Genomic DNA, 24,131 nt, shown 5'->3' on the forward strand with positions numbered 1-24,131 from the left:
CCTCAGCGGTTGGCGTCGGAGTGGGTCATGGCGGTATAGAACAGCCAGGACACCAGCAGAATGATCAGGAAATACACCAGGGAGAAAGCCGCAGCCGGGCCGAGGTCGAATTGCCCTATCGCCATTTGAGTCAGGGTCTGACTGAGGAAGGTGGTGGCATTCCCCGGTCCGCCGCCGGTGAGCACGAAGGGCTCGGTGTAGATCATGAAGCTGTCCATGAACCGCAACATCACCGCGATCAGCAGCACACTCTTGAGCTTGGGCAACTGGATATGCCGGAACACGGCCCAGCTGGATGCGCGGTCGATGCGCGCGGCCTGGTAGTACACATCCGGAATCGCCCGCAGACCGGAGTAGCAGAGCAACGCCACCAGCGAGGTCCAGTGCCAGACATCCATCACCAGCACCGTGACCCAGGCGTCCATGGTGTTGGCGGCGTAGTTGTAGCTGATACCCATGGCGTTCAGCGTCGAACCCAGCAGGCCGATGTCGGCGCGGCCGAAAATCTGCCAGATGGTGCCGACCACGTTCCACGGAATCAGGAGCGGAATCGCCAGGATGATCAACACCAGCGACGACCAGCGACCCTTGGTCGGCATGGTCAGGGCGATGCCGATGCCCAGGGGGATTTCGATCAGCAGCACGCAGGCCGAATAGATGAACTGGCGCAGCAGCGAGTCATGCAAGCGCGGATCGAGCAGCACTTGTTTGTACCAATCGGCCCCGACGAAGTAGCGGCTCGACTGGTCGAAGATGTCCTGCACCGAATAGTTGACCACGGTCATCATCGGGATCACCGCGCTGAACGCCACCAGCAGGAACACCGGCAACACCAGCCACCAGGCCTTGTTGTTCTGCACCTTGTTCATGACTGGACCTCTAGCAGGTAATCGTCGGCATAGACCATCAGCCACTGCGCCGGAAAACTGATCCAGGCGCTGCCCTCGGGCACCGGTTTGTCTTCGGCCAGGCGCACCTTGAGGGGTGCGCCGTCGAGTTTCAGGGTGAGGATCTTGTAGGTGCCGAGGTCCTCGACATGCACCACATCCGCACGCATCGCCTCTTCGTAAGGCTCGTCCCAGACATGGATGAACTCCGGGCGAATGCCCACTTTCAGCGTCTTGAATTCAGCCTCGGCAATTCGCCGTTGCATGGCCTCGGACAACCCCAGGTCGGTACTGGCAAAACCCACTCCGCCGGCGCGCGGGCTGACCTCGATCAGGTTCATCCCCGGACTGCCGATGAAATAGCCGACGAAAGTGTGGCTGGGCCGCTCGAACAACTCCCGCGGGGTGCCGAACTGGACAATTTGCCCGCCGTACATCACCGCGATCTTGTCGGCGAAGGTCGAGGCTTCGAGCTGGTCGTGGGTCACGTAGACCATGGTGATGTTGAACTGCTCGTGGATCTGCTTGAGCTTGCGCCGCAGCTTCCATTTCAGGTGCGGGTCGATCACCGTCAGCGGCTCGTCGAAGAGGATCGCCGAGACGTCATCACGCACCAGTCCACGGCCCATGGAGACCTTCTGCTTTTCGTCGGCGGTGAGGTTGCGCGCCTTCTTCGCCAGCAGATTCTGCAGGTCGAGCACCTCGGCAATTTCCTCGACCTTGCTGCGTACCCGGGCTTCTGCCAGGCCCTGATTGCGCAGCGGGAAGGCCAGGTTGTCGAACACTGTCATGGTGTCGTAGACCACCGGAAACTGGAACACCTGGGCGATGTTGCGCTTCTCCGGGGTCAGCTGGTTGACCACTTTATTGTCGAACAGCACCTGGCCCTCGGAGGGACTGAGCAAACCGGAAATGATGTTGAGCAAGGTCGACTTGCCGCACCCGGAAGGACCGAGCAAAGCATAGGCGCCGCCCTGCTCCCAGATGTGGTTCATTTCGCGGATCGCATAATCCTCGGGGCCGCTTGGGGTGCGGGTGTAGCTATGGGCGAGGTTTTGCAAATGAATTTCGGCCATCAGGCAACCCTCGCGACACGTCGACCGGGCGCCTGTAACAAGCGTCCCTGGGCGTCGAAGACAAACAGTTTGTGGGTAGGGATATAGATACGAATCGGCGCATCGACGTCGTATTCGTGGACCCCGGGCAAGTGCAGCACCAGCAGGAAATGCTCGTTGCGCACATGCAGGAAAGTTTCCGAGCCGCTGATTTCCGCGACTTCGACGGTGACCGCCAGCTCCAGGTCGTCATCGTTGCTCGGCACTAACGAGATGTGGCTGGGGCGCACGCCGAAACGGAACTCGCCCTCGCCCACCGCCCGCAGGTCAACGTTAAGCGGGAAGTGCACGAAATTGGCGAAGCTCACTTCGTTGCCACTGATCCGCCCCGGCATCAGGTTGATCGGCGGCTCGGAAAACAACTCGGCCGCCAGTACCGTCCGGGGCTGGTGATAGACCTCGGCGGTCTTGCCGCTCTGGATCACCCGGCCTTCATGAACAATGGTGGTGGTGCCGCCCAGGGCCAGGGCTTCGTTGGGTTCGGTGGTGGCATAGATGGCAATGGTGTGGCGGGCCTGGAACAGTTCGCGCATTTCTTGGCGCAGTTCCTCGCGCAGCTTGTAGTCGAGGTTGACCAGCGGCTCGTCGAACAGGATCAGCTCGGCATCCTTGACCAGCGCCCGGGCCATGGCAGTGCGCTGCTGCTGGCCGCCGGAAAGCTCCAGCGGATAACGCTGGAGGAACTTGTCGATACGCAACATCTGCGCGGTTTCGCGCACTTTGCTCTGGATCAGCTCGGCTGAAACCCCGGCCTGGCGCAGCGGCGAGGCAATGTTCTCAAACACGGTCATGGTCGGGTAATTGATGAACTGCTGATAGACCATCGACACATTGCGCAAGCGTACCGGGCGCTGGGTGACATCGACGCCATTCATCAGCACCCTACCGCTGTCCGGTTTGTCGAGGCCGGCCATCAAGCGCATCAGGCTGGTCTTGCCGGACAGCGTACGTCCTAGCAGGACATTGAAGGATCCGGGTTCGAATTTCAGGCAGGCGTCATCGATCCAGATCTGACCCTCGACGGTGCGGCTGACGTGCTCCAGGGTTAACGACATGGCGCGGCCTTTTTTATTATTGGGAGACAAGCGACCGGAGCAACAGAGCGACATTCGTGCCAGAAATGGCAAGTGATTGATTTGCTGGGAAAACCCTTATTGATGCGGCGAATGGGCGTTCATTGCTGAACACATTTGAACAGTTCATCTGGTTGACAATGAACAATAGTGAACAACACTCAATGGACGGTTTTTGCTCCAATTCAGTGAACACAGAGGAATCAGTGTAGGAGCGAGCCTGCTCGGGAAAGCGGAGTGTCATTCAACGAATTTAGTGACTGTCCCGGCGCCTTCGCGAGCAGCGGAACGCCGCCCGGGCTGCTCCCACAGGGGATCTCTTTCGTTCTGAGGAATTGGACTCCATAACAACAATAAAAACATCGCATCAGAGGCTGACTGCCATGGCCGTTCCTGCCCCGCCCCTGTCCCATGACGCCATGGTCCAGGACTCCTGGTCCCGTTGCCGCGGCTTTGGCTTGCAACACCAAAGCGCTCCGGCTTTCGATCAACTGCCCGCCGCTGACATTTCCCGCCTGCTCGACAGCCAGCACGCGCTGGTACAGACCACCCATCAGGAAGTCCTGCCGTATTACGAAAACATCCTCAGCAACTCCAACTGCCTGATCATGCTCGCCGACAATCAAGGCCAGGTGCTGACCTCCTGGGGCACTCAACGGCTGATCGACCCCGCGCTCAGCCGTGGTTTCAATGCCGGCGCCAACTGGCGCGAGCAATGCAGCGGCACCAACGCCATCGGCACCGCGCTGGCTTGCGAACAGGCGGTGCATATCGCCCACGATGAACACTTCCTCAAGGCCAACCGCTTCATGACCGGATCGGCGGCACCCATCTTCGATGCCGAACGCCGGGTCATTGCGGTGCTCGATGTGTCCAGCGACAGCTATCTGCCGCCGGACCACACCCTGGGCATGGTCAAGATGATGAGCCAGACCGTGGAAAACCGGCTGATCCTCAACCTGTTCAAGGGTGAACACTTTCAACTGGTGTTCAACACCGGCCTGAACAACCTCGACAGCCAATGGGCCGGGCTGTTGATTTTCGATGAAAGTGGCCAGGTGCTGTCGGCCAACCGCCGTGCCGATAACCTGCTCGGCGTGCGTCTGTCGCGGCTCAGCGTCGAAAGCCTGTTCCAGGTGTCGCTGCGTGAACTGCTCAATCAACCCGACGGCCAGCCCTTCGCCCTGCAAGCCGCTGGGCGCAATCGCTTTCATTGCCTGCTGCGGCGCCCGCAACAGCAACCGATCCAGCCTCGTGTGTTCAGCGAACCGGCCGCACTTGCTGCTGCCCCCCAAGCCATCGGCCTGAGCACCCTGCACTTCGGTGACAGCCGCGTAGAAAAGGCCGTGCGCCAAGCCGAACGCCTGCTGGAGAAAGATATTCCGCTACTGATTCATGGCGAAACCGGGGTCGGCAAGGAGGTCTTCGTCAAGGCCTTGCACCAGGCCAGCTCGCGCAGCAAGCAGGCATTTATTGCGGTCAATTGCGCGGCGATCCCCGCCGAATTGGTGGAGTCCGAATTGTTCGGCTACGAAAAAGGCGCGTTCACCGGCGCCAACCAGAAAGGCAGCATCGGCCTGATCCGCAAGGCCGACAAAGGCACGCTGTTTCTCGACGAGATTGGCGACATGCCACTGCCGACCCAGGCCCGATTGCTGCGGGTATTGCAGGAGCGCTGCGTGCAACCGGTGGGCAGCAGCGAGTCGTTCGCCGTGGATATCCGGATCATTTCCGCGACCAACCTTGTGTTGCGCGAGCAGGTGCAACTGGGGCGCTTTCGCGAGGATCTGTACTACCGCATCGGCGGCCTGACCCTCGAATTGCCGCCGTTGCGTGAGCGCAGCGACAAGCAGGCGTTGTTCAAGCGGCTGTGGGAACAGCATCGCGACCCTGCGCAGTGGAGCGGTTTGAGCGCGGAGGTCCTGGCGCTGTTCAGCCGCCATCCATGGCCGGGCAATCTGCGCCAGGTCAGCAGCGTGATGCAGGTGGCGCTGGCCATGGCCGAAGACCAGCCGATCCGCCCCGAGCATTTGCCGGATGATTTTTTTGTCGATTTGCAGATGGAGCCGGTTGAAACGCCGCAGCCGTTGGCAGTGAATCTGGAGGATGCCGAGGATTTGAGTCGGCAGTTGAAGGCGGTCGGGGGGAATATTTCGCACTTGGCGCGGCGGCTGGGGGTGAGTCGTAACACCCTGTACAAGCGGTTGCGCCAAACCGAAAGCTGACTGCTGCGCAGTCAATCGCGAGCAGGCTCGCTCTTACAGGGGATCTGTGCCTGGCCCACTGTAGGAGCGAGCCTGCTCGCGATGAGGCCAGCCCAAACACTGCAACAATCACATCCTTCACATAAACAAAAACCCGCACAAGGCGGGTTTTTGTCTTTAGCAGCTATGGCAATCAGTCAGCCAATCGCCAGGTCGTCCCACCCTTGCCGTCTTCCAGCACCACGCCCATGGCGGTGAGCTGGTCGCGGATGCGGTCGGATTCGGCCCAGTCCTTGCCGGCCCGTGCAGCGAGGCGCGCAGCGATCAGCGCGTCGACTTCGGCGGCATCCACGCGCCCTTCGGCGCCGGCTTGCAGGAAGTCATCGGCTTCGAGCTGCAACACACCCAGCACGCTGGCCAGCTCTTTCAAGCGCGCGGCCAGGCCGGCCGCCGCATCCAGGTCGCTGTCGCGCAGGCGGTTGATCTCGCGGACCATCTCGAACAGCACAGCGCAGGCTTCCGGGGTGCCGAAGTCGTCGTTCATCACCTGGGTGAAACGCTCGACGAAGGCTTCGCCGCCCGCCGGCGCCACGTTCGGCAGGCCTTTCAACGCATGGTAGAAACGCTCCAGGGCGCCCTTGGCGTCCTTGAGGTTATCTTCCGAATAGTTGATGGCGCTGCGGTAGTGGCTCGACACCAGCAGATAGCGCACGACTTCCGGGTGGTACTTGTCGAGCACGTCGCGAATGGTGAAGAAGTTGTTCAACGACTTGGACATCTTCTCGCCATTAATGCGAATCATCCCGCAATGCATCCACGCGTTGGCGTAGGTCTTGCCGGTGGCCGCTTCGCTCTGGGCGATTTCGTTCTCGTGGTGCGGGAACTCCAGGTCGCTGCCGCCACCGTGGATGTCGAAGGTCTCACCCAGGCAGCAGGTGGACATCACCGAGCACTCGATGTGCCAGCCCGGACGCCCGGCGCCCCATGGCGACTCCCAGCTCGGCTCGCCCGGCTTGACGCCCTTCCACAGGACGAAATCCAGCGGATCTTCCTTGGCTTCGTCGACCTCGATCCGCGCACCGATGCGCAGGTCTTCGATCTTCTTGCGCGACAGCTTGCCGTAACCCATGAACTTGCCGACGCGGTAGTACACGTCGCCATTACCCGGGGCGTAGGCGAAGCCCTTGTCAATCAGGGTCTGGATCATCGCGTGCATGCCAGGGATGTGGTCCGTGGCGCGCGGCTCCATGTCCGGCTTCTGGATGTTCAGCCGTGCTTCGTCTTCATGCATCGCCGCGATCATGCGCTCGGTCAAGGCTTCGAACGACTCGCCGTTCTCGTTGGCCCGATTGATGATCTTGTCGTCGATGTCGGTGATGTTGCGCACGTAGGTCAGGTCGTACCCGCTGAACCGCAACCAGCGGGTCACCAGGTCGAAGGCGACCATGCTGCGTCCGTGGCCGAGGTGGCAGTAGTCGTACACGGTCATCCCGCACACGTACATGCGCACCTTGTTGCCATCCAGCGGCTTGAAAACTTCTTTGCTCTTGGTGAGCGTGTTGTAGATCGTTAGCACTTTAGTTCCTTGACTGAATCACTGGCCCCAGGAGTCGCGCAGGGTCACGGTACGGTTGAATACCGGAGCGCCCGGTTTCGAGTCCTTGATATCCGCGCAGAAGTAACCTTCGCGCTCGAACTGGAAACGGTCTTCCGGCTGTGCATTGCCCAACGAAGGCTCGGCACGACAACCGGTGAGGACTTGCAGTGAGTCAGGGTTGATGTTGTCCAGGAAACTGGCGCTGTCTTCGGCCTTCTCAGGGTTGGCCGAACGGAACAGGCGATCGTACAGGCGCACTTCGCACTCGACGCTGGCCGCAGCCGGTACCCAGTGAATCACGCCCTTGACCTTACGGCCTTCCGGGTTCTTGCCCAGGGTTTCAGGATCGTACGAGCAACGCAGTTCGACGATGTTGCCATCGGCGTCCTTGATCGCTTCGTCGGCGCGGATCACGTAGCTGCCGCGCAGGCGCACTTCACCGGCCGGTTCCAGGCGCTTATAGCCTTTTGGCGGCTCTTCCATGAAGTCTTCACGGTCGATGTAGATTTCCCGGGCGAACGGCAGGACGCGCACGCCCATGTCTTCTTTCGGGTGGCACGGCAGTTCGAGGTTCTCGACCTGGTCTTCCGGGTAGTTGGTGATCACCACTTTCAGCGGACGCAGCACGCACATGGCACGCGGGGCGCTGTGGTCGAGGTCGTCGCGGATGCTGAATTCCAGCATGCCGAAGTCGACCACGCCGTCGGAACGGTTGGTGCCAACCATTTCGCAGAAGTTACGGATCGATTTCGGCGTGTAGCCGCGACGGCGGAAGCCCGACAGCGTCGACATGCGCGGGTCGTCCCAGCCGTTGACGTGCTTCTCGTCCACCAACTGCTTGAGCTTGCGCTTGCTGGTGATGGTGTAGTTCAGGTTCAGGCGGCTGAACTCGTACTGGCGCGGGTTGGCCGGCACCGGCAGGTTGTCGAGGAACCACTCGTACAGCGGACGATGGCTTTCGAACTCCAGGGTGCAGATCGAGTGGGTGATGCCTTCGATGGCGTCCGACTGGCCGTGGGTGAAGTCGTAGTTCGGGTAGATGCACCACTTGTCGCCGGTCTGGTGGTGATGGGCGTGGCGAATGCGGTACATGATCGGGTCGCGCAGGTTCATGTTCGGCGAGGCCATGTCGATCTTCGCGCGCAGCACACGGGCGCCGTCCGGGAATTCACCGGCACGCATGCGGGCGAACCAGTCGAGGTTCTCTTCAACCGAACGGTCGCGGAACGGGCTGTTCTTGCCCGGCTCGGTCAGGCTGCCACGGTATTCCTTGGCCTGCTCGGGGCTCAGGTCGTCAACGTAGGCCTTGCCGGCCTTGATCAGTTCGACCGCCCAGTCGTGCAGTTGATCGAAATACTGCGAGGCGTAGCGCACTTCGCCCGACCACTCGAAACCCAGCCACTTGACGTCGCTTTCGATGGCGTCGATGTACTCCTGGTCTTCCTTGGCCGGGTTGGTGTCGTCGAAACGCAGGTGGGTGACGCCGCCGAATTCCTGGGCCAGGCCGAAGTTCACACAGATCGACTTGGCGTGACCGATGTGCAGGTAGCCGTTGGGCTCAGGCGGGAAACGGGTGACGATCTGCGTGTGCTTACCCGAGTCCAGGTCTGCCTGGATAATCGGCCGCAGGAAGTTGACCGGCACGGCTGGGCCGGTCTTGGCATTCGAGGTAGGGTCGACAGTGGGCTTGCTCATAGGATCCTTGGGCATACTCGTGCGTGGCCTTGATACGGGCCGGACAAAACAAAACCGCTATGATAGCCGATGCGCTCGAGCCCCTGACAGAGCAGGCGGCAAAACTGCTGATTTTATTGGCCGGGCGATGAAAAACAACCTCGAAATTCGCGCCTGTCGCGCTAAACTGCGCACCTTGGCCGTCAACGGCTGAACCGGTGCCGGGAGCTGTTGTCCCAAAACCCACGAATTCCTTGAAAGAGTAGTAATCATGACCCAAGTCAAACTGACCACCAACCATGGCGACATCGTCCTGGAACTGAACGCCGAGAAAGCCCCGATCACCGTGGCCAACTTCATCGAGTACGTTAACGCCGGTCACTACACCAACACCGTATTCCACCGCGTCATCGGCAACTTCATGATCCAGGGCGGCGGTTTCGAGCCAGGCATGAAGGAAAAGAAAGACAAGCGCCCAAGCATCCAGAACGAGGCTGACAACGGCCTGTCGAACGACAAATACACCGTCGCCATGGCCCGCACCATGGAGCCGCATTCGGCGTCCGCACAGTTCTTCATCAACGTGGCGGACAATAGCTTCCTCAACCACAGCGGCAAGAACGTGCAGGGCTGGGGTTACGCGGTATTCGGCAAAGTGACCGCCGGCACCGACGTGGTCGACAAGATCAAGGGTGTTTCCACCACCATGAAGTCCGGCCACCAGGACGTACCAGCAGACGACGTGATCATCGAGAAAGCCGAGATCATTGAGTGATATTGCTGATTTCAGACTTACATCTGGAAGAGGAGCGCCCGGACATCACCCGGGCGTTTCTGAATCTGCTCGCCACCCGCGCCCGCTCCGCCAGTGCGCTGTACATCCTCGGCGACTTTTTCGAGGCCTGGATTGGCGACGACGCCATGAGCCCCTTTCAACGCTCCATCTGCCAGGCCCTGCGCGAACTCAGTGACAGCGGCACGGCCATATTCCTGATGCACGGCAATCGAGACTTCCTGCTCGGCAAGGGGTTCTGCAAGGCGGCGGGCTGCACCCTGCTGCCAGACCCGAGTGTGGTGAAGTTCTATGACGAGCCGGTGCTATTGATGCACGGCGACAGCCTGTGCACCCGCGACGTCAGCTACATGAAGCTGCGGCGCACCCTGCGCAACCCGCTGACCCTGTTTATCCTGCGCCATTTGCCGCTGCGCACGCGCCACGCTCTGGCGCGCAAATTGCGCAGTGAAAGCCGCGCGCAAACCCGGGTCAAGGCCAACGACATCGTCGACGTGACCCCCGAGGAAATCCCGCGGATCATGCAGCAATACGGGGTGAAAACCCTGGTCCACGGCCACACCCACCGTCCGGCGATCCACAAGCTGCAGATCGGTGATCAGGCGGCCAAGCGCATCGTGCTGGGTGACTGGGATCGACAGGGCTGGGCCTTGCAGGTCGACGAGCAGGGCTTCCAGCTGGCGGCCTTCGATTTCGTGCCGCCGGTGGTGCCCGCCCTGCCCCAGCTTTAAGCCTTACAAGCAGGTCGCCAGTGCTGCCAACCGGCGTTTGGCGACAAAGTTGTCTTCAACGGCGTAGTACTTCAGCGAACCACCCTGCACATCAATGAAGGCCTCGGCGGAACGGGTGTAAACCGTGTAACCGCCGCCCTCGCTCGGCTCCAGGTAACCGCTGGCGTCGACGCCGAACACGTCCTCGTCCTGCCAGGCGAACTGCACGCACTGGGCGACGATCAGATCGGCCTTGTCCGAGCTCAGGGTCTGGTTCGGCGCCTGGGTACGCGCCTGCTTCATCGTCGACCCGGCACAACCCGCCAGCAGGACACCGGCCAGTGCCACCATCAAAATACGCATTGTGCTTCCTTAAAATGAGCAAAACGCCGACTCTATCACCCTGCGTCGCTGTCTCGAAATGCACCGGCTCTGCTTAACTGGGGAAAAACGCCTGACCCGAATCAACACCGGCCGCCCCAGGCTGCGCATACTGCCTATTTACCGAGGAAGATCCATGGCCCCAATCCAATCGCCACACGAACTGGCGCTGCAACGCTTCCTCAATGCGCACCCTGCGCTGCGCGAGGAACTCGACCACCTCAACCCCCTCGCCGCCCAGGCCAAGCACCAGACCCTCGAAGTCTTTCGCAATGAACACCTGCACGAAGCCTTCGAAGCCGAGGCTGAGCGCCTGGGTTTGTTCGCCTGGGAGCTGACCCTGCAACTGACCAGCGCCACCCCCGAGGACTTTCAGGCGCAACGCCTGGAGGTGCACAAGGAAGTGGCGCAGATGGCCGGCATGGACTGGCCGGCTTATTGCGAACTGAACGGCATCAAGGAGTAAGCGATGCTGCCCACCGCGCCCCATAGAACTCCAACCGCCGCCCTGCAACACACCCAGAAGTGGCGCGGGCGCATTGGCCTGTGCCTGGTGGCGAGTCTGTCGGTGCTGGCAGGCATGACCGACGCCATCGGCTTTATGGCCACCGGCGACTTCGTCTCCTTCATGAGCGGCAACACCACCCGCCTGGCCGTGGCGATCAGCGACGGTGACTGGCGCCTGATCCTGCGCTTGCTGGGATTGGTCTTGATGTTCGTGCTCGGCAATGCGCTCGGCGTGATCGTCAGCCGCATGAGCAGACGGCGTGCCCTGCCGCTGATGCTGAGCATCGCCGCGCTGCTGTGTTTGGCCGCCGCTTGGCCGTTCGAGGCGCGCTACCCGGCGCTGGTCGGCGCGGTGATCGCCATGGGCATGCTCAACGCCGCAGTAGAGCAGGTCAATGGTTTGCCGATCGGCCTGACCTACGTCACCGGCGCCCTGTCGCGCTTTGGTCGCGGGCTGGGGCGCTGGATGCTCGGTGAACGGCGCAATGGCTGGCGCGTGCAGTTGATCCCGTGGACCGGCATGTTCGCCGGCGCCGTACTCGGCGCGCTGCTCGAGCAGCGTTTCGGCCTGCAGGCCCTGTACGCCAGCGGCCTGCTCGCTGCTGTGCTGGGTATCGCGTCGCTGAAGATTCCACGGCGCTGGCAACTGGGCTATATGCCGCGCTGAATCGCCCTTCGCCGCTGCATCGATAAAGCATTATCATGGCCGCAGATTTATCCTCAGAGTTCGCCATGAAGTTCGCCATCGCGCTGTTTTCCGCTGCACACGCGCCCTCCTCGCGCCGCGCCCTGCTGTTCGCCCAGGCGGCGCTGGCCGGTGGGCACGAAATTGTGCGGCTGTTTTTCTATCAGGACGGCGTTTACAACGCCTCCAATTCCCTGGTCACGCCCCAGGACGAGCCGGACCTGGCGCGGCAATGGCGCGACTTTGTCAGCGAGCACCAGCTCGACGCCGTGGTGTGCATTGCCGCCGCCCTGCGCCGTGGCGTGCTGGACACCGCCGAAGCCCAGCGCTACCAGCGCAGTGCGATCAACGTCGATGCGCCGTGGGAATTGTCCGGCCTCGGGCAACTGCACGATGCGGTGCAGGACGCCGATCGCCTGATCTGCTTTGGAGGGCCATGAGTCATGCCTAAATCCCTGTTGATTGTCAGCCGCCAGGCACCCTGGTCCGGCCCAACCGCCCGTGAAGCCCTGGACATCGTGCTCGCCGGCGGCGCATTCGATTTGCCGATCGGCCTGCTGTTTCTCGACGATGGCGTGTTCCAGCTGGCCAGCGGACAGAACGCCAAGGCGCTGCAACAGAAAGACCTCAGCGCCAACCTGCAGGCACTGGGCCTGTTCGGGATTGAAGAGCTGTTCGCCTGCGCCGACAGCGCCAGCGCCCGTGGCCTGAAGCCCGACACCCTGAGCCTCGAGGAGCTGCAGCTACTGGATGCCGGGCAGATCTCGGCCGTTATCGACCGCTTTGACCAGGTGATTACCCTCTGATGTCGACTTTGCATGTGTTGTCTCACTCACCGTTCAACGACGACCGGCTGACCAGTTGCCTGCGCCTGATCGGTGCCCACGACGGACTGCTGCTCACCGGTGATGCGGTCTACGCCCTGCAACCCGGCACCGCGCCGCTGCAGGCATTGCAGGCTAGGGGCGCTGGTTTGCGCGTGCTGGCGCTGGACGAAGACGTTCAGGCCAGGGGTTTGCAAGTGCCTGAAGGGGTGACCGCCATCGACTACCCGGCCTTCGTCGAGCTGTCGATTGCCTACGACAAGGTCAACAGCTGGCTATGAATGCGCTGACCGTAGGTACACGGCACATCGAACTGGACAAGGACGGTTATCTGCTGGACTTGGCCGATTGGTCCGCGGAGGTCGCCAAGGCGCTAGCGGCAGCCGAGGCGCTTGAGCTGACCCCGGAGCACTGGGAAGTCCTTGAGTTGTTGCGCGGTTTCTATCAGGAGTTCCAGCTGTCGCCGGCGACGCGGCCGCTGATCAAGTACACCGCACTCAAGCTGGGACCGGACAAAGGCAACAGCCTGCACCTGAACCGACTATTCAAAGGCACCCCCGCCAAACTCGCCGCCAAGCTGGCGGGCCTGCCCAAACCGACGAATTGCCTATGACCGACTTCGCCCCACTGCTCATCGAAACGCCCGCCGAACACCCTTTCGCGCCCTTCGTGCGGATTCTCGGCAAAGGCAAACGCGGCGCCCGCAGCCTGACCCGCGAAGAAGCCCGCGAGGCAATGGGCATGCTGCTCGACGACAAGGTCGAAGACACCCAGCTCGGCGCGTTCCTGATGCTGTTGCGGCACAAGGAAGAAAGCCCGGAAGAGCTGGCCGGCTTCACCGAGGCCCTGCGCGAGCGCCTGGACGCCCCGCCGCTGGCGGTCGACCTCGACTGGCCGACCTACGCCGGCAAGAAGCGCCACCTGCCCTGGTACCTGATGGCGGCCAAGTGCCTGGCACAAAATGGTGTCCGCATCTTCATGCACGGCGGCGGCGCGCACACCGCCGGGCGCCTCTACACCGAGCAGTTGCTGGACTTCCTGCAGATTCCGCTGTGTCGCACTTGGCAGCAGGTCGACAGCGCCCTTGCCGAGGGCAACCTGGCGTTCATGCCCCTGGGCGACTGGGCGCCGCAACTGCAGCGGATGATCGACCTGCGCAACACCCTCGGCCTGCGCTCGCCGATCCACTCACTGGCGCGGATTCTCAACCCGCTCGGCGCGCGCTGCGGCTTGCAGAGCATCTTCCATCCGGGCTACCAGGGCGTTCATCGGGACGCCAGCGGTCTGCTGGGGGACAACGTGATCGTGATCAAGGGCGATGGCGGCGAGATCGAGATCAACCCGGACGCCGACAGTCACCTGTATGGCAGCAGCGGCGGCGTCAGCTGGGACGAGGAATGGCCGCAATTGTCGGCGCAGCGTCACGTCAAGCCGGCAAGCCTCGACCCCGAGCATCTGAAAGCCGTGTGGCGCGGTGATGTGGTCGACAGCTACCCGCAAATGGCCCTGATCTCGACCATGGCCCTGGCCTTGCGTGGCCTCGGCACCTCGCGCGAGCAGGCCTTTATCACCGCCCAGCACTACTGGGACGCCCGGGACAGATCGATTTAACCGATCATTCCCGCCCACTCTTTGCTCTTTTAGTTCGAACCCATGGCCCTACACTGGACTCCAACGATTATCGGTAGAGGAATCTGGACATGGGCTTGTTAGTCGAAGGCCAATGGCGCGACCAGTGGTACGAAAGCAGCAAGGATGGCGCCTTTCAGCGAGAGCAAGCGCAGCGTCGTAACTGGCTGACCGCGGATGGCCAGCCCGGCCCGAGCGGGGTCGGTGGTTTTGCTGCGGAGCCCGGGCGCTATCATCTCTACGTCTCCCTGGCCTGCCCCTGGGCCCATCGCACCCTGATCCTGCGCAAGCTCAAGGGCCTGGAAGCATTGATTGATGTATCGGTGGTCAGTTGGCTGATGGCCGAGAACGGCTGGTCCTTCGATCAGCAACTGGGCTCCAGCGGGGATCCACTCGACCACTTCCAGTTCCTGCACCAGCGCTACACCGCCGACACCGCCGACTACACCGGACGCGTGACCGTGCCGCTGCTGTGGGACAAGCAACAGCAGCGCATCGTCAACAATGAGTCGGCGGAAATCATCCGCATGTTCAACAGCGCCTTTGACGAGTTGACCGGCAATGACCTGGACTTCTGCCCCGCGCCGTTGCGCGAAGCGATCGATGCGCTGAATGAACGCATCTATCCGGCAGTCAACAACGGCGTGTACCGCGCTGGCTTTGCTACGTCGCAACAGGCTTATGAAAGTGCGTTTGATGAGCTGTTTGCCGAACTCGATTATCTGGAAGTTTTACTCGATCAGAACCGCTACCTCAGCGGCGAGTATCTGACCGAAGCCGACATTCGCCTGTTCACCACGCTGATTCGCTTCGACGCGGTGTACCACGGGCACTTCAAGTGCAACCTGCGGCGGATTGCCGACTATCCGAACCTGTCGAATTGGCTGCGTGAGCTGTACCAGTGGCCGGGTATTGCCGAGACCGTGGATTTTACCCACATCAAGAACCATTACTACGGCAGCCATAAGACCATCAATCCGACAGGGATTGTGCCGAAGGGGCCGATGCAGGATTTCAGTGCCGGGCATGATCGACAGCGGTTGAGTGGGAAAGGGGTTTGGCACAAACCGCGGAATTGATGTCGGTTTTTAGGGCCTCATCGCGGGCAAGCCCGCTCCCACAAGGGATTTGTGAACGACACAAAGCCAATGTGGGAGCGAGCCGGCTCCGGGCGGCGTTCCGACGATGAATACGACGCGGTCCTCAGACTTTCGCCTGCGCCCCTTCGAACCAGGCCAGCTTCTCACGCAGCTGGACCACTTCGCCGACGATCACCAGGGTCGGTGCATGCACTTCATGCTCCGCCACCAGCTCTGGCAGATTGCCCAGAGTGCCGGTGAACACCCGCTGGTTGGCGGTGGTGCCCTGCTGAATCAGCGCCGCCGGGGTGTCCGCCGAGCGGCCATGGCCGATCAACTGCTCGCAGATGATCGGCAAACCCACCAGGCCCATGTAGAACACCAGGGTTTGCGCGGGGGCGACCAGGTCGCTCCATGGCAGGTCCGAGGTCCCGTCCTTCAGGTGTCCGGTGACAAAGCGTACCGACTGCGCGTAGTCGCGATGGGTCAGGGGAATCCCGGCATAGGCCGCGCAGCCGCTGGCGGCGGTAATGCCCGGCACCACCTGAAACGGAATGCCGTTGGCCGCCAGCTCTTCGATCTCTTCACCGCCACGGCCAAAGATGAACGGATCGCCCCCCTTGAGCCGCACCACCCGCTTGCCCTGCTTGGCCAGGTCAACCAGGTGCTGGTTGATCTGGTCCTGCGGGACCGCGTGATCGGCGCGTCGCTTGCCGACATACACACGCTCGGCATCGCGCCGGCACAATTCGAGAATCGCCGGGGCGACCAAGCGGTCGTAGAGCACCACGTCCGCTTGCTGCATCAGGCGCAAGGCACGGAAGGTCAGCAAGTCCGGATCGCCCGGCCCGGCACCGACCAGATACACCTCACCGGTCGCCGGCGTGGCTTCGCCGGCGATCTTGGCCTGCAGCAAACGCTCGGCCTCAGCGCCCTGCCCGGCCAGTTGCCGATCGGCAATCGGTCCCTGGAACACGTCTTCCCAGAACGCCCGGCGTTGCTGGACGTCCGGAAACAAGCCCTTGACCTGATGGCGAAAGCGCGCCGCCAGGCCGGCCAATTGGCCATAAGTCGAGGGAATCCAGGTTTCCAGCTTGGCCCGGATCAGCCGTGCCAGCACCGGCGCATCGCCGCCACTGGAGACCGCGATCACCAGCGGTGAACGGTCGACAATCGCCGGGAAGATCACGCTGCAAAGGGCCGGCGCGTCCACCACATTGACCGGCACGCAACGCCGATGAGCATCCTCGGAAACCCGGGCGTTCAGCGACTCGTCGTCGGTGGCGGCAATGATCAGCCCGCAACCGTCGAGGTCCGACTCCTGGTATCCACGCACCACCAGTTCGCCGCCACTGCCTTGCACCAGTTCACGCAACTGGCTTTCGATCTCGGGTGCAACCACCCGCAACAGCGCGCCGGCATCGGCCAGCAGGCGAGATTTGCGCAAGGCAATCTCGCCACCACCGACCACCAGCACCTGGCGCCCGCGCAGGTTGTGAAACAGCGGCAGAAATTCCATTTAGCCGATGACCTCAAGGCCGCCCATGTACGGCTTAAGTACTTCAGGCACACGGATCGAACCGTCGACCTGCTGGTAGTTTTCCAGCACCGCCACCAGGGTACGACCGACCGCCAGGCCAGAACCGTTCAGGGTGTGCACCAGCTCAGGCTTGCCGGTTTCCGGGTTACGGAAGCGAGCCTGCATGCGGCGGGCCTGGAAGTCACCGCAGTTGGAGCACGAGGAAATCTCGCGGTACTTGTCCTGGCTCGGGATCCACACTTCCAGGTCATAGGTCTTGACCGCGCTGAAGCCCATGTCGCCGGTGCACAGCGCCAGGGTGCGGTAAGGCAGCTCGAGCAGTTGCAGGACTTTCTCGGCATTGGCGGTCAGGCCTTCCAGCGCTTCCATGGACGTCGACGGCTCGACGATCTGCACCATCTCGACCTTGTCGAACTGGTGCTGGCGAATCATCCCGCGAGTGTCACGACCCGAAGCACCCGCTTCGCTGCGGAAGCATGGAGTGTGGGCGACGAACTTGATCGGCAGCAATTTCGCATCGACGATTTCGCCGGCGACGATGTTGGTCAGCGACACTTCGGCAGTCGGGATCAGGTACAGGTCGGCTTCACCTTCGCGGGCGATCTTGAACAGGTCTTCCTCGAACTTCGGTAGCTGCCCGGTGCCCTGTAGGGCCGGCGCTTGTACCAGGTACGGGGTGTAGGCCTCTTCGTAGCCGTGTTCGCTGGTGTGCAGGTTGATCATGAACTGCGCCAAGGCGCGGTGCAGGCGGGCGATCGGGCCGCGCAGCAGGGCGAAACGTGCGCCGGACAGCTTGGCTGCAGTTTCGAAGTCCAGCCAGCCGAACTTCTCGCCGAGGGCGACGTGGTCCTTGACCTCGAAATCGAAGGTGGTCGGCGTGCCCCAGCGGCGCACTTCGACGTTGCCCTCTTCGTCAGCGCCCAGCGGCACCGATTCGTGGGGCAGGTTGGGCAGGCCCAGCAGGATCGAATCCAGTTCGGTCTGAATCGCGTCCAGCTCGACTTTGCCGGCGCTCAGCTCATTGGCCATGCGCTCGACGTCTGCCATCAACGGCGCGATGTCTTCGCCACGCGCCTTGGCCTGACCGATGGATTTGGAGCGCGAGTTGCGTTCAGCCTGCAGTGCTTCGGTGCGGGTCTGGACGGTCTTGCGCTGTTCTTCCAGCGCTTCGATGCGCGCAACATCCAGCACAAAGCCACGGGATGCCAGGCGGTCCGCTACGTCCTGGAGGTTGCTACGTAACAGTTTGGAATCGAGCATGTCGGTCTCTCGTTTATCAAAGTTTGGTCAGGGACAGGCCAGCCCACGTCGCGAGCAGCCCGCCGAATACGGAAATCGCCGCATAGCCCAGGGCCAGCGGCACTTGCCCGCTTTCCAGCAGGCGCACCGTATCCAGTGAAAAGGATGAAAAAGTCGTCAGGCCGCCTAAAAAGCCAACCATCAACCCGGCACGTACCTCGATGGGTACCTCCGGGCGCAATAAAAACAGGCCGTACAATATGCCGATCAGCAGACAGCCCACGATATTAACGGCCAGCGTCGCGGTATAGAAGTGCCGCGGCCAATTGGCGTTGATCCAGTTGCCGGTGGCGAAACGCAACAGGGTGCCGGCGATGCCTCCAGCGGAGACAGCAAGGATCAAGGGAATCACGGTTTCCTCCGTTGCCTGGGGCTTAACCGGTCGAGCTGTGCCAGATGATTGAGCTTCTCGCCGATCTTCAATTCCAGGCCGCGCGGCACCGGACGGTAGAAGGGCTGCGGCTCCAGCGCCTCGGGGAAATAGTCTTCGCCGGCGGCATAGGCATCCGGCTCGTCATGGGCGTAGCGGTATTCATCGCCGTAGCCCAGTTGCTTCATCAGTTTGGTCGGGGCATTGCGCAGGTGCAGCGGCACTTCCAGCGAACCGTGCTCGGCGGCGCTGCGCATGGCGGCCTTGAAGCCCATGTACACCGCGTTGCTTTTTGGCGCACAGGCCAAGTAGGTAATCGCCTGGGCCACCGCCAACTCACCTTCCGGACTGCCCAGGCGTTCCTGCACATCCCAGGCCGCCAGGCACAGGCTCAGGGCACGCGGGTCGGCGTTGCCGATGTCTTCACTGGCCATGCGCACCACGCGCCGGGCCAGGTACAGCGGGTCGCAGCCGCCGTCGAGCATGCGCGCAAACCAGTACAGCGCGCCATCCGGGTTGGAGCCGCGCACCGACTTGTGCAGTGCGGAAATCTGGTCGTAGAACGCCTCGCCACCCTTGTCGAAACGCCGCCGCGTATCACCCAACAGGCTCTGCAGTAGCTCGATGCCAATTTCGTTGTTGTCCTCGGCCAGGTCCGAAGCGTTCTCCAGCAGGTTCAGCAGGCGCCGGCCATCGCCGTCGGCCGCTGACAACAACATCTGGAAGCCTTCATCGCTGAGGCTCAACTGGCGCTTGCCGAGGCCGCGCTCCTCAGTGAGGGCGCGTTGCACCAGCTTGTTCAGCGCCGCTTCATCGAGGCTTTTGAGGACGTAGACCCGTGCTCGGGAGAGCAAGGCGTTGTTCAATTCGAAGGAAGGGTTTTCCGTGGTCGCGCCGATGAAAATCAGCGTGCCGTCTTCCACGTAGGGCAGGAACGCATCCTGCTGCGACTTGTTGAAGCGGTGCACTTCGTCGACGAACAGGATGGTCCGGCGGCCGTATTGACCGGCCTGCTGCTTCGCCACTTCCACCGCCTGGCGGATTTCCTTGACCCCGGCCAGGACCGCCGAAACCGTCTCGAAGTGCGCATCCGAGACTTCCGCGAGCAACCGCGCCAGGGTGGTTTTGCCTACCCCGGGCGGGCCCCAGAAGATCATCGAATGCAAGGCGCCCTGCTCCAGCGCCTCGCGCAAGGGTTTGCCACGCGCCAGCAGGTGCTCCTGACCGACGTACTCGTCCAGATTAGTCGCGCGCAAACGGGCGGCCAGGGGCTGGGCGATCGGGGCACTGCGAAACAGGTCCATCACTAGGTTTGCAACCTCATTGGGGCGCGATACAGCGGGTCAAAAAACAACCCCTGTGCTTTATTCCTGAATGACATCGGCACCCTTGGGGATGTCGAACTTGAACTTCGAAGCCGGGATCGACTCGTTGGCCTTGACCCCAGTGAACAGGATATTGGTGCGCTGACCCACGCTGTCGATCAACTGCATGTCATTGACCAGCCCATTGCGGAACGACAGGCGCAGGTTATCGAACAGAGTGTCCTTGGTTTTCGGCTTGAGGGTGAAGTCGATTACCCCGCCAGCTTCCTTGGCACTGATGTCGAAGCTCTGGCTGATTTTCGACACGTCACCGGACAACAGCAGCGCCGGAGTCTGAGTCAGGCGCTGGTCGAGGGTCTTGATCGTCACCTGTTCCAGGTCCGGGTCCCACAGGGTGACCTTCTTGCCGTCGGAGACCATCAGCTGTTCCTGTGGCGCATCGGTGTGCCAGTAGAACAGGCCCGGGCGCTGCAGCGACATCTGGCCCTGGGTTTCCTGCAACTGGGTGCCGCTGCCATCAAGGGTCAGCTGGGAAAAACGTGCGCTCAGGGTCTGGGATTTTTCCAGCAACTGAGTCAGACGCGCCACATCCTTGTCATCGGCGTGGGCCGAAAGCGTGGTCAACGCCAATACCGGCAACAGCAACATGCGGATTAGACGCATGGGAGTCCTCATAGAGATTCATTTGAATGACGCACCGCGTGTCTTCACGCGGTGCGGATCAGTCGCGTGCCGGGCTTGGGGCCAGGACTTCACGCGAGCCGTTGGTGTTCATGGAGGTCACGACTCCGGCCATTTCCATGGCCTCGATCATGCGCGCCGCGCGGTTGTAACCAATCTTCAGCTTGCGCTGGACCGCCGAAATGGAAGCCCGGCGACTTTCCAGCACAAATTGTACGGCTTCATCGTAGAGCGCGTCGGTTTCCGCGTCTTCCTCACCGCCACCGCCGCCGTTTTCGAAGCCGCTGCCAGCCTCTTCGACGCCGTTGAGGATGTCGTCGTTATATTCCGGTGCGCCACGCAGCTTCCAGGCTTCCACCACCCGGTGCACTTCATCGTCGGAAACGAATGCGCCGTGCACGCGGATTGGCAGGCTGGTGCCAGGCGGCATGTAGAGCATGTCACCGTGGCCCAACAGCTGTTCGGCGCCGCCCTGGTCGATGATGGTTCGCGAGTCGATTTTGCTCGATACCTGGAACGCCATCCGAGTCGGGATGTTGGCCTTGATCAGGCCGGTAATCACATCCACCGACGGCCGCTGAGTTGCAAGGATCAAGTGGATACCAGCAGCACGGGCCTTCTGCGCGATCCGTGCGATCAGCTCTTCAACCTTCTTGCCGACGATCATCATCATGTCGGCAAATTCGTCGACCACCACCACGATAGTTGGCAACTTGGTCAACAGCGGCGCTTCGTCGTGGATGCTTTCTCGGTTGTACAGCGGGTCAGACAGCGGCGTACCGGCTTCCTGGGCCTCGCGCACTTTCTGGTTGAAGCCCGACAGGTTACGCACGCCCATCTTCGCCATCAATTTATAGCGCCGCTCCATCTCGGCCACGCTCCAGCGCAGGGCGTTGGCGGCGTCCTTCATGTCGGTCACCACCGGACACAGCAAGTGTGGAATGCCTTCGTAGATCGACAGTTCGAGCATCTTCGGGTCGATCATGATCAATTTGGCGTCTTCCGGGCCAGACTTGAACAGGATCGACAGGATCATCGCGTTGACCCCCACCGACTTACCGGAACCCGTAGTACCGGCCACCAGCAAGTGCGGCATCTTCGCCAAGTCGGTGATGATTGGCTTGCCGCCGATGTCATGGCCCAGGGCCAGGGTGACCGGCGACTTGAAGTTGTCGAACTCCGGCGTCGACAGCACTTCGGAGAAGCGCACGATCTGCCGGTCTTCGTTGGGAATCTCGATACCCACGGTGGTCTTGCCCGGGATCACTTCCACCACCCGCACACTGGTCACCGCCAGCGAACGCGCGAGGTCTTTGGCCAAGTTGGCAATACGACTGACCTTGACCCCGGCAGCCGGTTGAATCTCGTAACGGGTGATCACCGGGCCAGGGTGGATCGAATCCACTGCGACCTCAACCCCGAATTCCTTGAGCTTGATTTCCAGCAAGTGGCCGACCGCCGCCAGCGACTCAGGCGAATAGTTGAGCTGTTTCTTTTCCGCCGGGTCGAGAATCGAGATCGGTGGCAAGGTACCTTCCACGGCGCTGTCGACGAACAACGGTGCCTGCTTCTCTTTTTCCACACGTTTGCTCGGCGCCGCCGGCTTGGGCGGGGCCGGCGCGATCACCGGCGGCACCTGTTTTTCGCGCTCCGACATGTGCTTGCTCAGGGCCTGCTCACGCTCGATCAGGCGCTCCTTGACCTTGGCCTGCTCACGCTTATCGGTGACGGTGGGGGCCACAACTTCATTGACCCGCTCATCCACTTCGCGCAATTGCGCAACCAGTTGCTTGCGTTCGGTGCGCGCAGCCCACCAGCGATTGGCTACGCCCTGGAACAGCTCCAGCAGGTCGAGGGTGATCTTGCCGGTCAGGTCCATGACCTTGAACCACGACAGGTCGGTAAAGACGGTCAGGCCGAACAGGAACAAGGCAATGAACATCAGGGTGCTGCCCTGAATATTCAGAGCATTCTTCGCCAGATCGCCCAGGCTTTCGCCCAGCGCACCGCCGGCACCGGCCGGCAAGCCGGTGGGTGCATGAAAATGGATATGGGCCAGGGCCGCGCCCGACAGCACCAGGAACACCAGGCCGATCAGACGCCAGGAGAACAGCCAGCCGCTCCACTCCCACGGCTCGTGGCGCTGACGGAAGATCTGCCAGGTCTTGATCGCCAGCAGCAGCGGGAAGATGTAGGCGAAATAGCCCAGCACCATGAACAGAATATCGGCGCTGTAGGAGCCCGCCGGGCCGCCGAAATTCTGCACGTCATCAATCTTGCTGTTATGACTCCAGCCCGGATCGTCCTTGCCATACGTGAGCAAGGCCATCATCAGGAACAGGCACAAGGCACCGATGGCGATCAATGCACCTTCCTTGAGTCGGTAGTGCAGATGTTGACGCCAGAGCGGAACGACTGTTTTAGGTGCTGCGGTGGATTTCTTCAAAACGCTTCTTTTCCTGCGCCAGAGGCGCGTCCATCTGTTGAATGACGATGAAAAACTGCCCAATCCAGGCAGGTAAAAAAGTGCACAGGCGCAACAGGGACTACTTTTAACACTGCGTCGCGGTTTCTATAAACACGTCACGCACGGGTTTTTGATGAAAAGCATTGTTACAACCTTGCATTGTACGGGTTTGTGCATTCAACGCCATGCTTCAAACCCTGGTCTACAGCATAGCCAAACGTAACGGGCATGCCGTTCAATTTGAGCATGCATTGTCTTTCGTGACAAAGGCTTATGAGGTGTTTTTATGAGCGAAGTGAAGCATTCCCGCCTGATTATTCTCGGCTCCGGCCCGGCCGGCTACAGCGCTGCCGTGTATGCCGCCCGCGCCAACCTGAAACCGGTGGTCATCACCGGTTTGCAGGCCGGCGGTCAGCTGACCACCACGGTTGAAGTGGACAACTGGCCGGGGGACGTTGAAGGCCTTACCGGCCCCGTCCTCATGGAGCGCATGCAAAAACACGCCGAACGCTTTGACACGCAGATCGTTTACGACCACATCCACACCGCCAAGTTGCAGCAGCGCCCGTTCGAACTCATCGGCGACAGCGGCACCTACACCTGCGACGCGCTGATCATTGCCACCGGCGCCTCCGCGCAGTACCTGGGCCTGCCCTCGGAAGAAGCCTTTGCCGGCAAGGGGGTCTCGGCCTGCGCAACCTGCGACGGCTTTTTCTATCGCAACCAGGTGGTCGCGGTGATTGGCGGCGGCAATACCGCTGTCGAAGAAGCACTGTACCTGTCCAACATCGCCAAGGAAGTTCACCTGATTCACCGCCGAGACAAACTGCGCGCGGAGAAAATCCTTCAGGACAAACTCTTCGACAAAGCCGCCAACGGCAATATCCGCCTGCACTGGAACCAGCACCTGGACGAGGTGCTGGGTGACGCCAGCGGCGTGACCGGTGCTCGCCTGCGCGACAGCCACAGCGGTGCGACCCAGGACCTGCCCTTGGCCGGGGTGTTCATCGCCATCGGACACAAACCCAATACCGATCTGTTCGCTGGACAACTGCCGATGCATGATGGCTACTTGCGCGTTCAGGGTGGCAGCGAGGGCAATGCGACAGCCACCGCCATCGCAGGAGTATTTGCCGCCGGCGATGTCGCCGACCATGTGTATCGCCAGGCGGTCACTTCTGCCGGTGCGGGTTGCATGGCGGCGCTGGACGCTGAAAAATACCTCGACGACAACTGAGCCAGGCTTTCGCGGCAGCTCGACGCTGCCGCCGCCCTCCCCCACTGTAAGCGA

The 24,131-nt window shown here is 61.6% G+C and carries 24 protein-coding genes; 12 read left to right on the plus strand and 12 right to left on the minus strand.

Annotation, left to right across the window (positions count from 1 at the left end):
• Positions 1-2: 2 nt before the first annotated feature.
• From KW062_RS19230 to KW062_RS19240, 3 genes are read right to left on the minus strand one after another with little or no spacing between them, the layout of a single operon-like run.
• Complete coding sequence (locus KW062_RS19230; RefSeq protein WP_105755261.1) at positions 3-869, minus strand: carbohydrate ABC transporter permease; 867 nt, start codon at positions 867-869, stop codon at positions 3-5.
• Positions 866-1,963, minus strand: coding sequence for an ABC transporter ATP-binding protein (locus tag KW062_RS19235; protein ID WP_105755260.1), 1,098 nt, complete (start codon positions 1,961-1,963; stop codon positions 866-868). The genes KW062_RS19230 and KW062_RS19235 overlap by 4 nt, the downstream gene beginning before the upstream one ends.
• Positions 1,963-3,057 (minus strand): ABC transporter ATP-binding protein, encoded by a 1,095-nt coding sequence (locus KW062_RS19240; protein ID WP_027616049.1) that lies wholly within the window; start codon positions 3,055-3,057, stop codon positions 1,963-1,965. The genes KW062_RS19235 and KW062_RS19240 overlap by 1 nt, the downstream gene beginning before the upstream one ends.
• A 401-nt stretch (positions 3,058-3,458) precedes the next feature.
• Here KW062_RS19240 and KW062_RS19245 point away from each other — a divergent pair, with 401 nt between their 5' ends.
• A complete protein-coding gene (locus KW062_RS19245; protein ID WP_105755259.1) occupies positions 3,459-5,300 on the plus strand; it encodes a sigma-54-dependent Fis family transcriptional regulator in 1,842 nt (613 codons plus the stop codon).
• 172 nt (positions 5,301-5,472) lie between these two features.
• Here KW062_RS19245 and cysS read toward each other — a convergent pair whose 3' ends face one another.
• Positions 5,473-6,855 carry a cysteine--tRNA ligase gene (gene cysS / locus KW062_RS19250; RefSeq protein WP_105755258.1) on the minus strand — a complete coding sequence of 461 codons (1,383 nt, stop codon included), beginning with the start codon at positions 6,853-6,855 and terminating at the stop codon, positions 5,473-5,475.
• An 18-nt stretch (positions 6,856-6,873) separates the two neighbouring features.
• A complete protein-coding gene (locus tag KW062_RS19255; protein WP_105755257.1) occupies positions 6,874-8,571 on the minus strand; it encodes a glutamine--tRNA ligase/YqeY domain fusion protein in 1,698 nt (565 codons plus the stop codon).
• Between the two features lie 250 nt (positions 8,572-8,821).
• Here KW062_RS19255 and KW062_RS19260 point away from each other — a divergent pair, with 250 nt between their 5' ends.
• Both KW062_RS19260 and lpxH read left to right on the plus strand, forming a co-directional pair.
• Positions 8,822-9,325 carry a peptidylprolyl isomerase gene (locus KW062_RS19260; RefSeq protein WP_105755256.1) on the plus strand — a complete coding sequence of 168 codons (504 nt, stop codon included), beginning with the start codon at positions 8,822-8,824 and terminating at the stop codon, positions 9,323-9,325.
• Positions 9,322-10,074: a UDP-2,3-diacylglucosamine diphosphatase gene (gene lpxH, locus KW062_RS19265; RefSeq protein WP_105755255.1), complete on the plus strand. Its 753-nt coding sequence runs from the start codon at positions 9,322-9,324 to the stop codon at positions 10,072-10,074. Before KW062_RS19260 ends, lpxH begins: the two co-directional genes overlap by 4 nt.
• A gap of 3 nt (positions 10,075-10,077) precedes the next feature.
• Here lpxH and KW062_RS19270 read toward each other — a convergent pair whose 3' ends face one another.
• Positions 10,078-10,416 (minus strand): hypothetical protein, encoded by a 339-nt coding sequence (locus tag KW062_RS19270; RefSeq protein ID WP_105755254.1) that lies wholly within the window; start codon positions 10,414-10,416, stop codon positions 10,078-10,080.
• A 154-nt stretch (positions 10,417-10,570) separates the two neighbouring features.
• On the opposite strand from KW062_RS19270, the gene KW062_RS19275 reads away from it, so the two are divergent.
• The 8 genes from KW062_RS19275 (at position 10,571) to KW062_RS19310 (ending at position 15,158) form a co-directional block, all read left to right on the plus strand.
• The gene (locus tag KW062_RS19275) at positions 10,571-10,900 is read left to right on the plus strand and encodes a DUF6388 family protein (protein WP_027616042.1); all 330 of its coding nucleotides are present in this window, start codon (positions 10,571-10,573) and stop codon (positions 10,898-10,900) included.
• Positions 10,901-10,903: 3 nt separating this feature from the next.
• A complete protein-coding gene (locus KW062_RS19280) occupies positions 10,904-11,608 on the plus strand; it encodes a YoaK family protein (RefSeq protein WP_027616041.1) in 705 nt (234 codons plus the stop codon).
• Positions 11,609-11,673: 65 nt separating this feature from the next.
• A complete protein-coding gene (gene tusD / locus KW062_RS19285) occupies positions 11,674-12,066 on the plus strand; it encodes a sulfurtransferase complex subunit TusD (RefSeq protein ID WP_027616040.1) in 393 nt (130 codons plus the stop codon).
• A 3-nt stretch (positions 12,067-12,069) separates the two neighbouring features.
• The gene (tusC, locus tag KW062_RS19290; protein WP_105755253.1) at positions 12,070-12,432 is read left to right on the plus strand and encodes a sulfurtransferase complex subunit TusC; all 363 of its coding nucleotides are present in this window, start codon (positions 12,070-12,072) and stop codon (positions 12,430-12,432) included.
• Complete coding sequence (tusB, locus tag KW062_RS19295) at positions 12,432-12,731, plus strand: sulfurtransferase complex subunit TusB (RefSeq protein ID WP_027616038.1); 300 nt, start codon at positions 12,432-12,434, stop codon at positions 12,729-12,731. The genes tusC and tusB overlap by 1 nt, the downstream gene beginning before the upstream one ends.
• Positions 12,728-13,063, plus strand: coding sequence for a TusE/DsrC/DsvC family sulfur relay protein (locus KW062_RS19300; protein WP_105755252.1), 336 nt, complete (start codon positions 12,728-12,730; stop codon positions 13,061-13,063). Before tusB ends, KW062_RS19300 begins: the two co-directional genes overlap by 4 nt.
• Positions 13,060-14,061 (plus strand): glycosyl transferase family protein, encoded by a 1,002-nt coding sequence (locus KW062_RS19305; RefSeq protein WP_105755251.1) that lies wholly within the window; start codon positions 13,060-13,062, stop codon positions 14,059-14,061. The genes KW062_RS19300 and KW062_RS19305 overlap by 4 nt, the downstream gene beginning before the upstream one ends.
• 89 nt (positions 14,062-14,150) lie before the next feature.
• Positions 14,151-15,158, plus strand: a complete 1,008-nt coding sequence (locus KW062_RS19310; protein WP_105755250.1) for a glutathione S-transferase family protein — start codon at positions 14,151-14,153, stop codon at positions 15,156-15,158.
• Between the two features lie 124 nt (positions 15,159-15,282).
• Here the strand turns inward: KW062_RS19310 and cysG are convergent, their stop codons facing one another.
• The 6 genes from cysG to KW062_RS19340 are packed head-to-tail and all read right to left on the minus strand — an operon-like array spanning position 15,283 to position 22,819.
• The gene (gene cysG / locus KW062_RS19315) at positions 15,283-16,677 is read right to left on the minus strand and encodes a siroheme synthase CysG (RefSeq protein ID WP_027616034.1); all 1,395 of its coding nucleotides are present in this window, start codon (positions 16,675-16,677) and stop codon (positions 15,283-15,285) included.
• The gene (serS, locus tag KW062_RS19320; RefSeq protein ID WP_105755249.1) at positions 16,678-17,958 is read right to left on the minus strand and encodes a serine--tRNA ligase; all 1,281 of its coding nucleotides are present in this window, start codon (positions 17,956-17,958) and stop codon (positions 16,678-16,680) included.
• A gap of 16 nt (positions 17,959-17,974) precedes the next feature.
• Positions 17,975-18,349: a fluoride efflux transporter CrcB gene (gene crcB / locus KW062_RS19325; RefSeq protein ID WP_027616032.1), complete on the minus strand. Its 375-nt coding sequence runs from the start codon at positions 18,347-18,349 to the stop codon at positions 17,975-17,977.
• Positions 18,346-19,671, minus strand: a complete 1,326-nt coding sequence (locus KW062_RS19330; protein ID WP_105755248.1) for a replication-associated recombination protein A — start codon at positions 19,669-19,671, stop codon at positions 18,346-18,348. The genes crcB and KW062_RS19330 overlap by 4 nt, the downstream gene beginning before the upstream one ends.
• A 60-nt stretch (positions 19,672-19,731) precedes the next feature.
• A complete protein-coding gene (gene lolA, locus KW062_RS19335) occupies positions 19,732-20,355 on the minus strand; it encodes an outer membrane lipoprotein chaperone LolA (RefSeq protein WP_027616030.1) in 624 nt (207 codons plus the stop codon).
• Positions 20,356-20,413: 58 nt separating this feature from the next.
• The gene (locus KW062_RS19340; RefSeq protein WP_033865872.1) at positions 20,414-22,819 is read right to left on the minus strand and encodes a DNA translocase FtsK; all 2,406 of its coding nucleotides are present in this window, start codon (positions 22,817-22,819) and stop codon (positions 20,414-20,416) included.
• A 307-nt stretch (positions 22,820-23,126) separates the two neighbouring features.
• Here KW062_RS19340 and trxB point away from each other — a divergent pair, with 307 nt between their 5' ends.
• On the plus strand, positions 23,127-24,077 hold the full coding sequence (trxB, locus tag KW062_RS19345) for a thioredoxin-disulfide reductase (RefSeq protein ID WP_027616028.1): 951 nt from the start codon (positions 23,127-23,129) through the stop codon (positions 24,075-24,077).
• Positions 24,078-24,131 lie beyond the last annotated feature (54 nt).

The sequence above is a fragment of the Pseudomonas fluorescens genome (assembly GCF_019212185.1).
Taxonomy (GTDB): Bacteria; Pseudomonadota; Gammaproteobacteria; order Pseudomonadales; family Pseudomonadaceae; genus Aquipseudomonas.

What these genes read in the sequence shown, in the direction of transcription:
- KW062_RS19235 (WP_105755260.1), bottom strand. Translation starts at nt 1,963, where the DNA reads ATGGCCGAAATTCATTTGCAAAACCTCGCCCATAGCTACACCCGCACC.
- KW062_RS19305 (WP_105755251.1), top strand. Translation starts at nt 13,060, where the DNA reads ATGACCGACTTCGCCCCACTGCTCATCGAAACGCCCGCCGAACACCCT.
- tusC (WP_105755253.1), top strand. Translation starts at nt 12,070, where the DNA reads ATGCCTAAATCCCTGTTGATTGTCAGCCGCCAGGCACCCTGGTCCGGC.
- KW062_RS19275 (WP_027616042.1), top strand. Translation starts at nt 10,571, where the DNA reads ATGGCCCCAATCCAATCGCCACACGAACTGGCGCTGCAACGCTTCCTC.
- KW062_RS19255 (WP_105755257.1), bottom strand. Translation starts at nt 8,571, where the DNA reads ATGAGCAAGCCCACTGTCGACCCTACCTCGAATGCCAAGACCGGCCCA.
- KW062_RS19240 (WP_027616049.1), bottom strand. Translation starts at nt 3,057, where the DNA reads ATGTCGTTAACCCTGGAGCACGTCAGCCGCACCGTCGAGGGTCAGATC.
- KW062_RS19245 (WP_105755259.1), top strand. Translation starts at nt 3,459, where the DNA reads ATGGCCGTTCCTGCCCCGCCCCTGTCCCATGACGCCATGGTCCAGGAC.
- KW062_RS19230 (WP_105755261.1), bottom strand. Translation starts at nt 869, where the DNA reads ATGAACAAGGTGCAGAACAACAAGGCCTGGTGGCTGGTGTTGCCGGTG.
- tusD (WP_027616040.1), top strand. Translation starts at nt 11,674, where the DNA reads ATGAAGTTCGCCATCGCGCTGTTTTCCGCTGCACACGCGCCCTCCTCG.
- KW062_RS19260 (WP_105755256.1), top strand. Translation starts at nt 8,822, where the DNA reads ATGACCCAAGTCAAACTGACCACCAACCATGGCGACATCGTCCTGGAA.
- KW062_RS19310 (WP_105755250.1), top strand. Translation starts at nt 14,151, where the DNA reads ATGGGCTTGTTAGTCGAAGGCCAATGGCGCGACCAGTGGTACGAAAGC.
- KW062_RS19270 (WP_105755254.1), bottom strand. Translation starts at nt 10,416, where the DNA reads ATGCGTATTTTGATGGTGGCACTGGCCGGTGTCCTGCTGGCGGGTTGT.
- KW062_RS19330 (WP_105755248.1), bottom strand. Translation starts at nt 19,671, where the DNA reads ATGGACCTGTTTCGCAGTGCCCCGATCGCCCAGCCCCTGGCCGCCCGT.
- serS (WP_105755249.1), bottom strand. Translation starts at nt 17,958, where the DNA reads ATGCTCGATTCCAAACTGTTACGTAGCAACCTCCAGGACGTAGCGGAC.
- tusB (WP_027616038.1), top strand. Translation starts at nt 12,432, where the DNA reads ATGTCGACTTTGCATGTGTTGTCTCACTCACCGTTCAACGACGACCGG.
- lolA (WP_027616030.1), bottom strand. Translation starts at nt 20,355, where the DNA reads ATGCGTCTAATCCGCATGTTGCTGTTGCCGGTATTGGCGTTGACCACG.
- KW062_RS19300 (WP_105755252.1), top strand. Translation starts at nt 12,728, where the DNA reads ATGAATGCGCTGACCGTAGGTACACGGCACATCGAACTGGACAAGGAC.
- cysG (WP_027616034.1), bottom strand. Translation starts at nt 16,677, where the DNA reads ATGGAATTTCTGCCGCTGTTTCACAACCTGCGCGGGCGCCAGGTGCTG.
- KW062_RS19280 (WP_027616041.1), top strand. Translation starts at nt 10,904, where the DNA reads ATGCTGCCCACCGCGCCCCATAGAACTCCAACCGCCGCCCTGCAACAC.
- trxB (WP_027616028.1), top strand. Translation starts at nt 23,127, where the DNA reads ATGAGCGAAGTGAAGCATTCCCGCCTGATTATTCTCGGCTCCGGCCCG.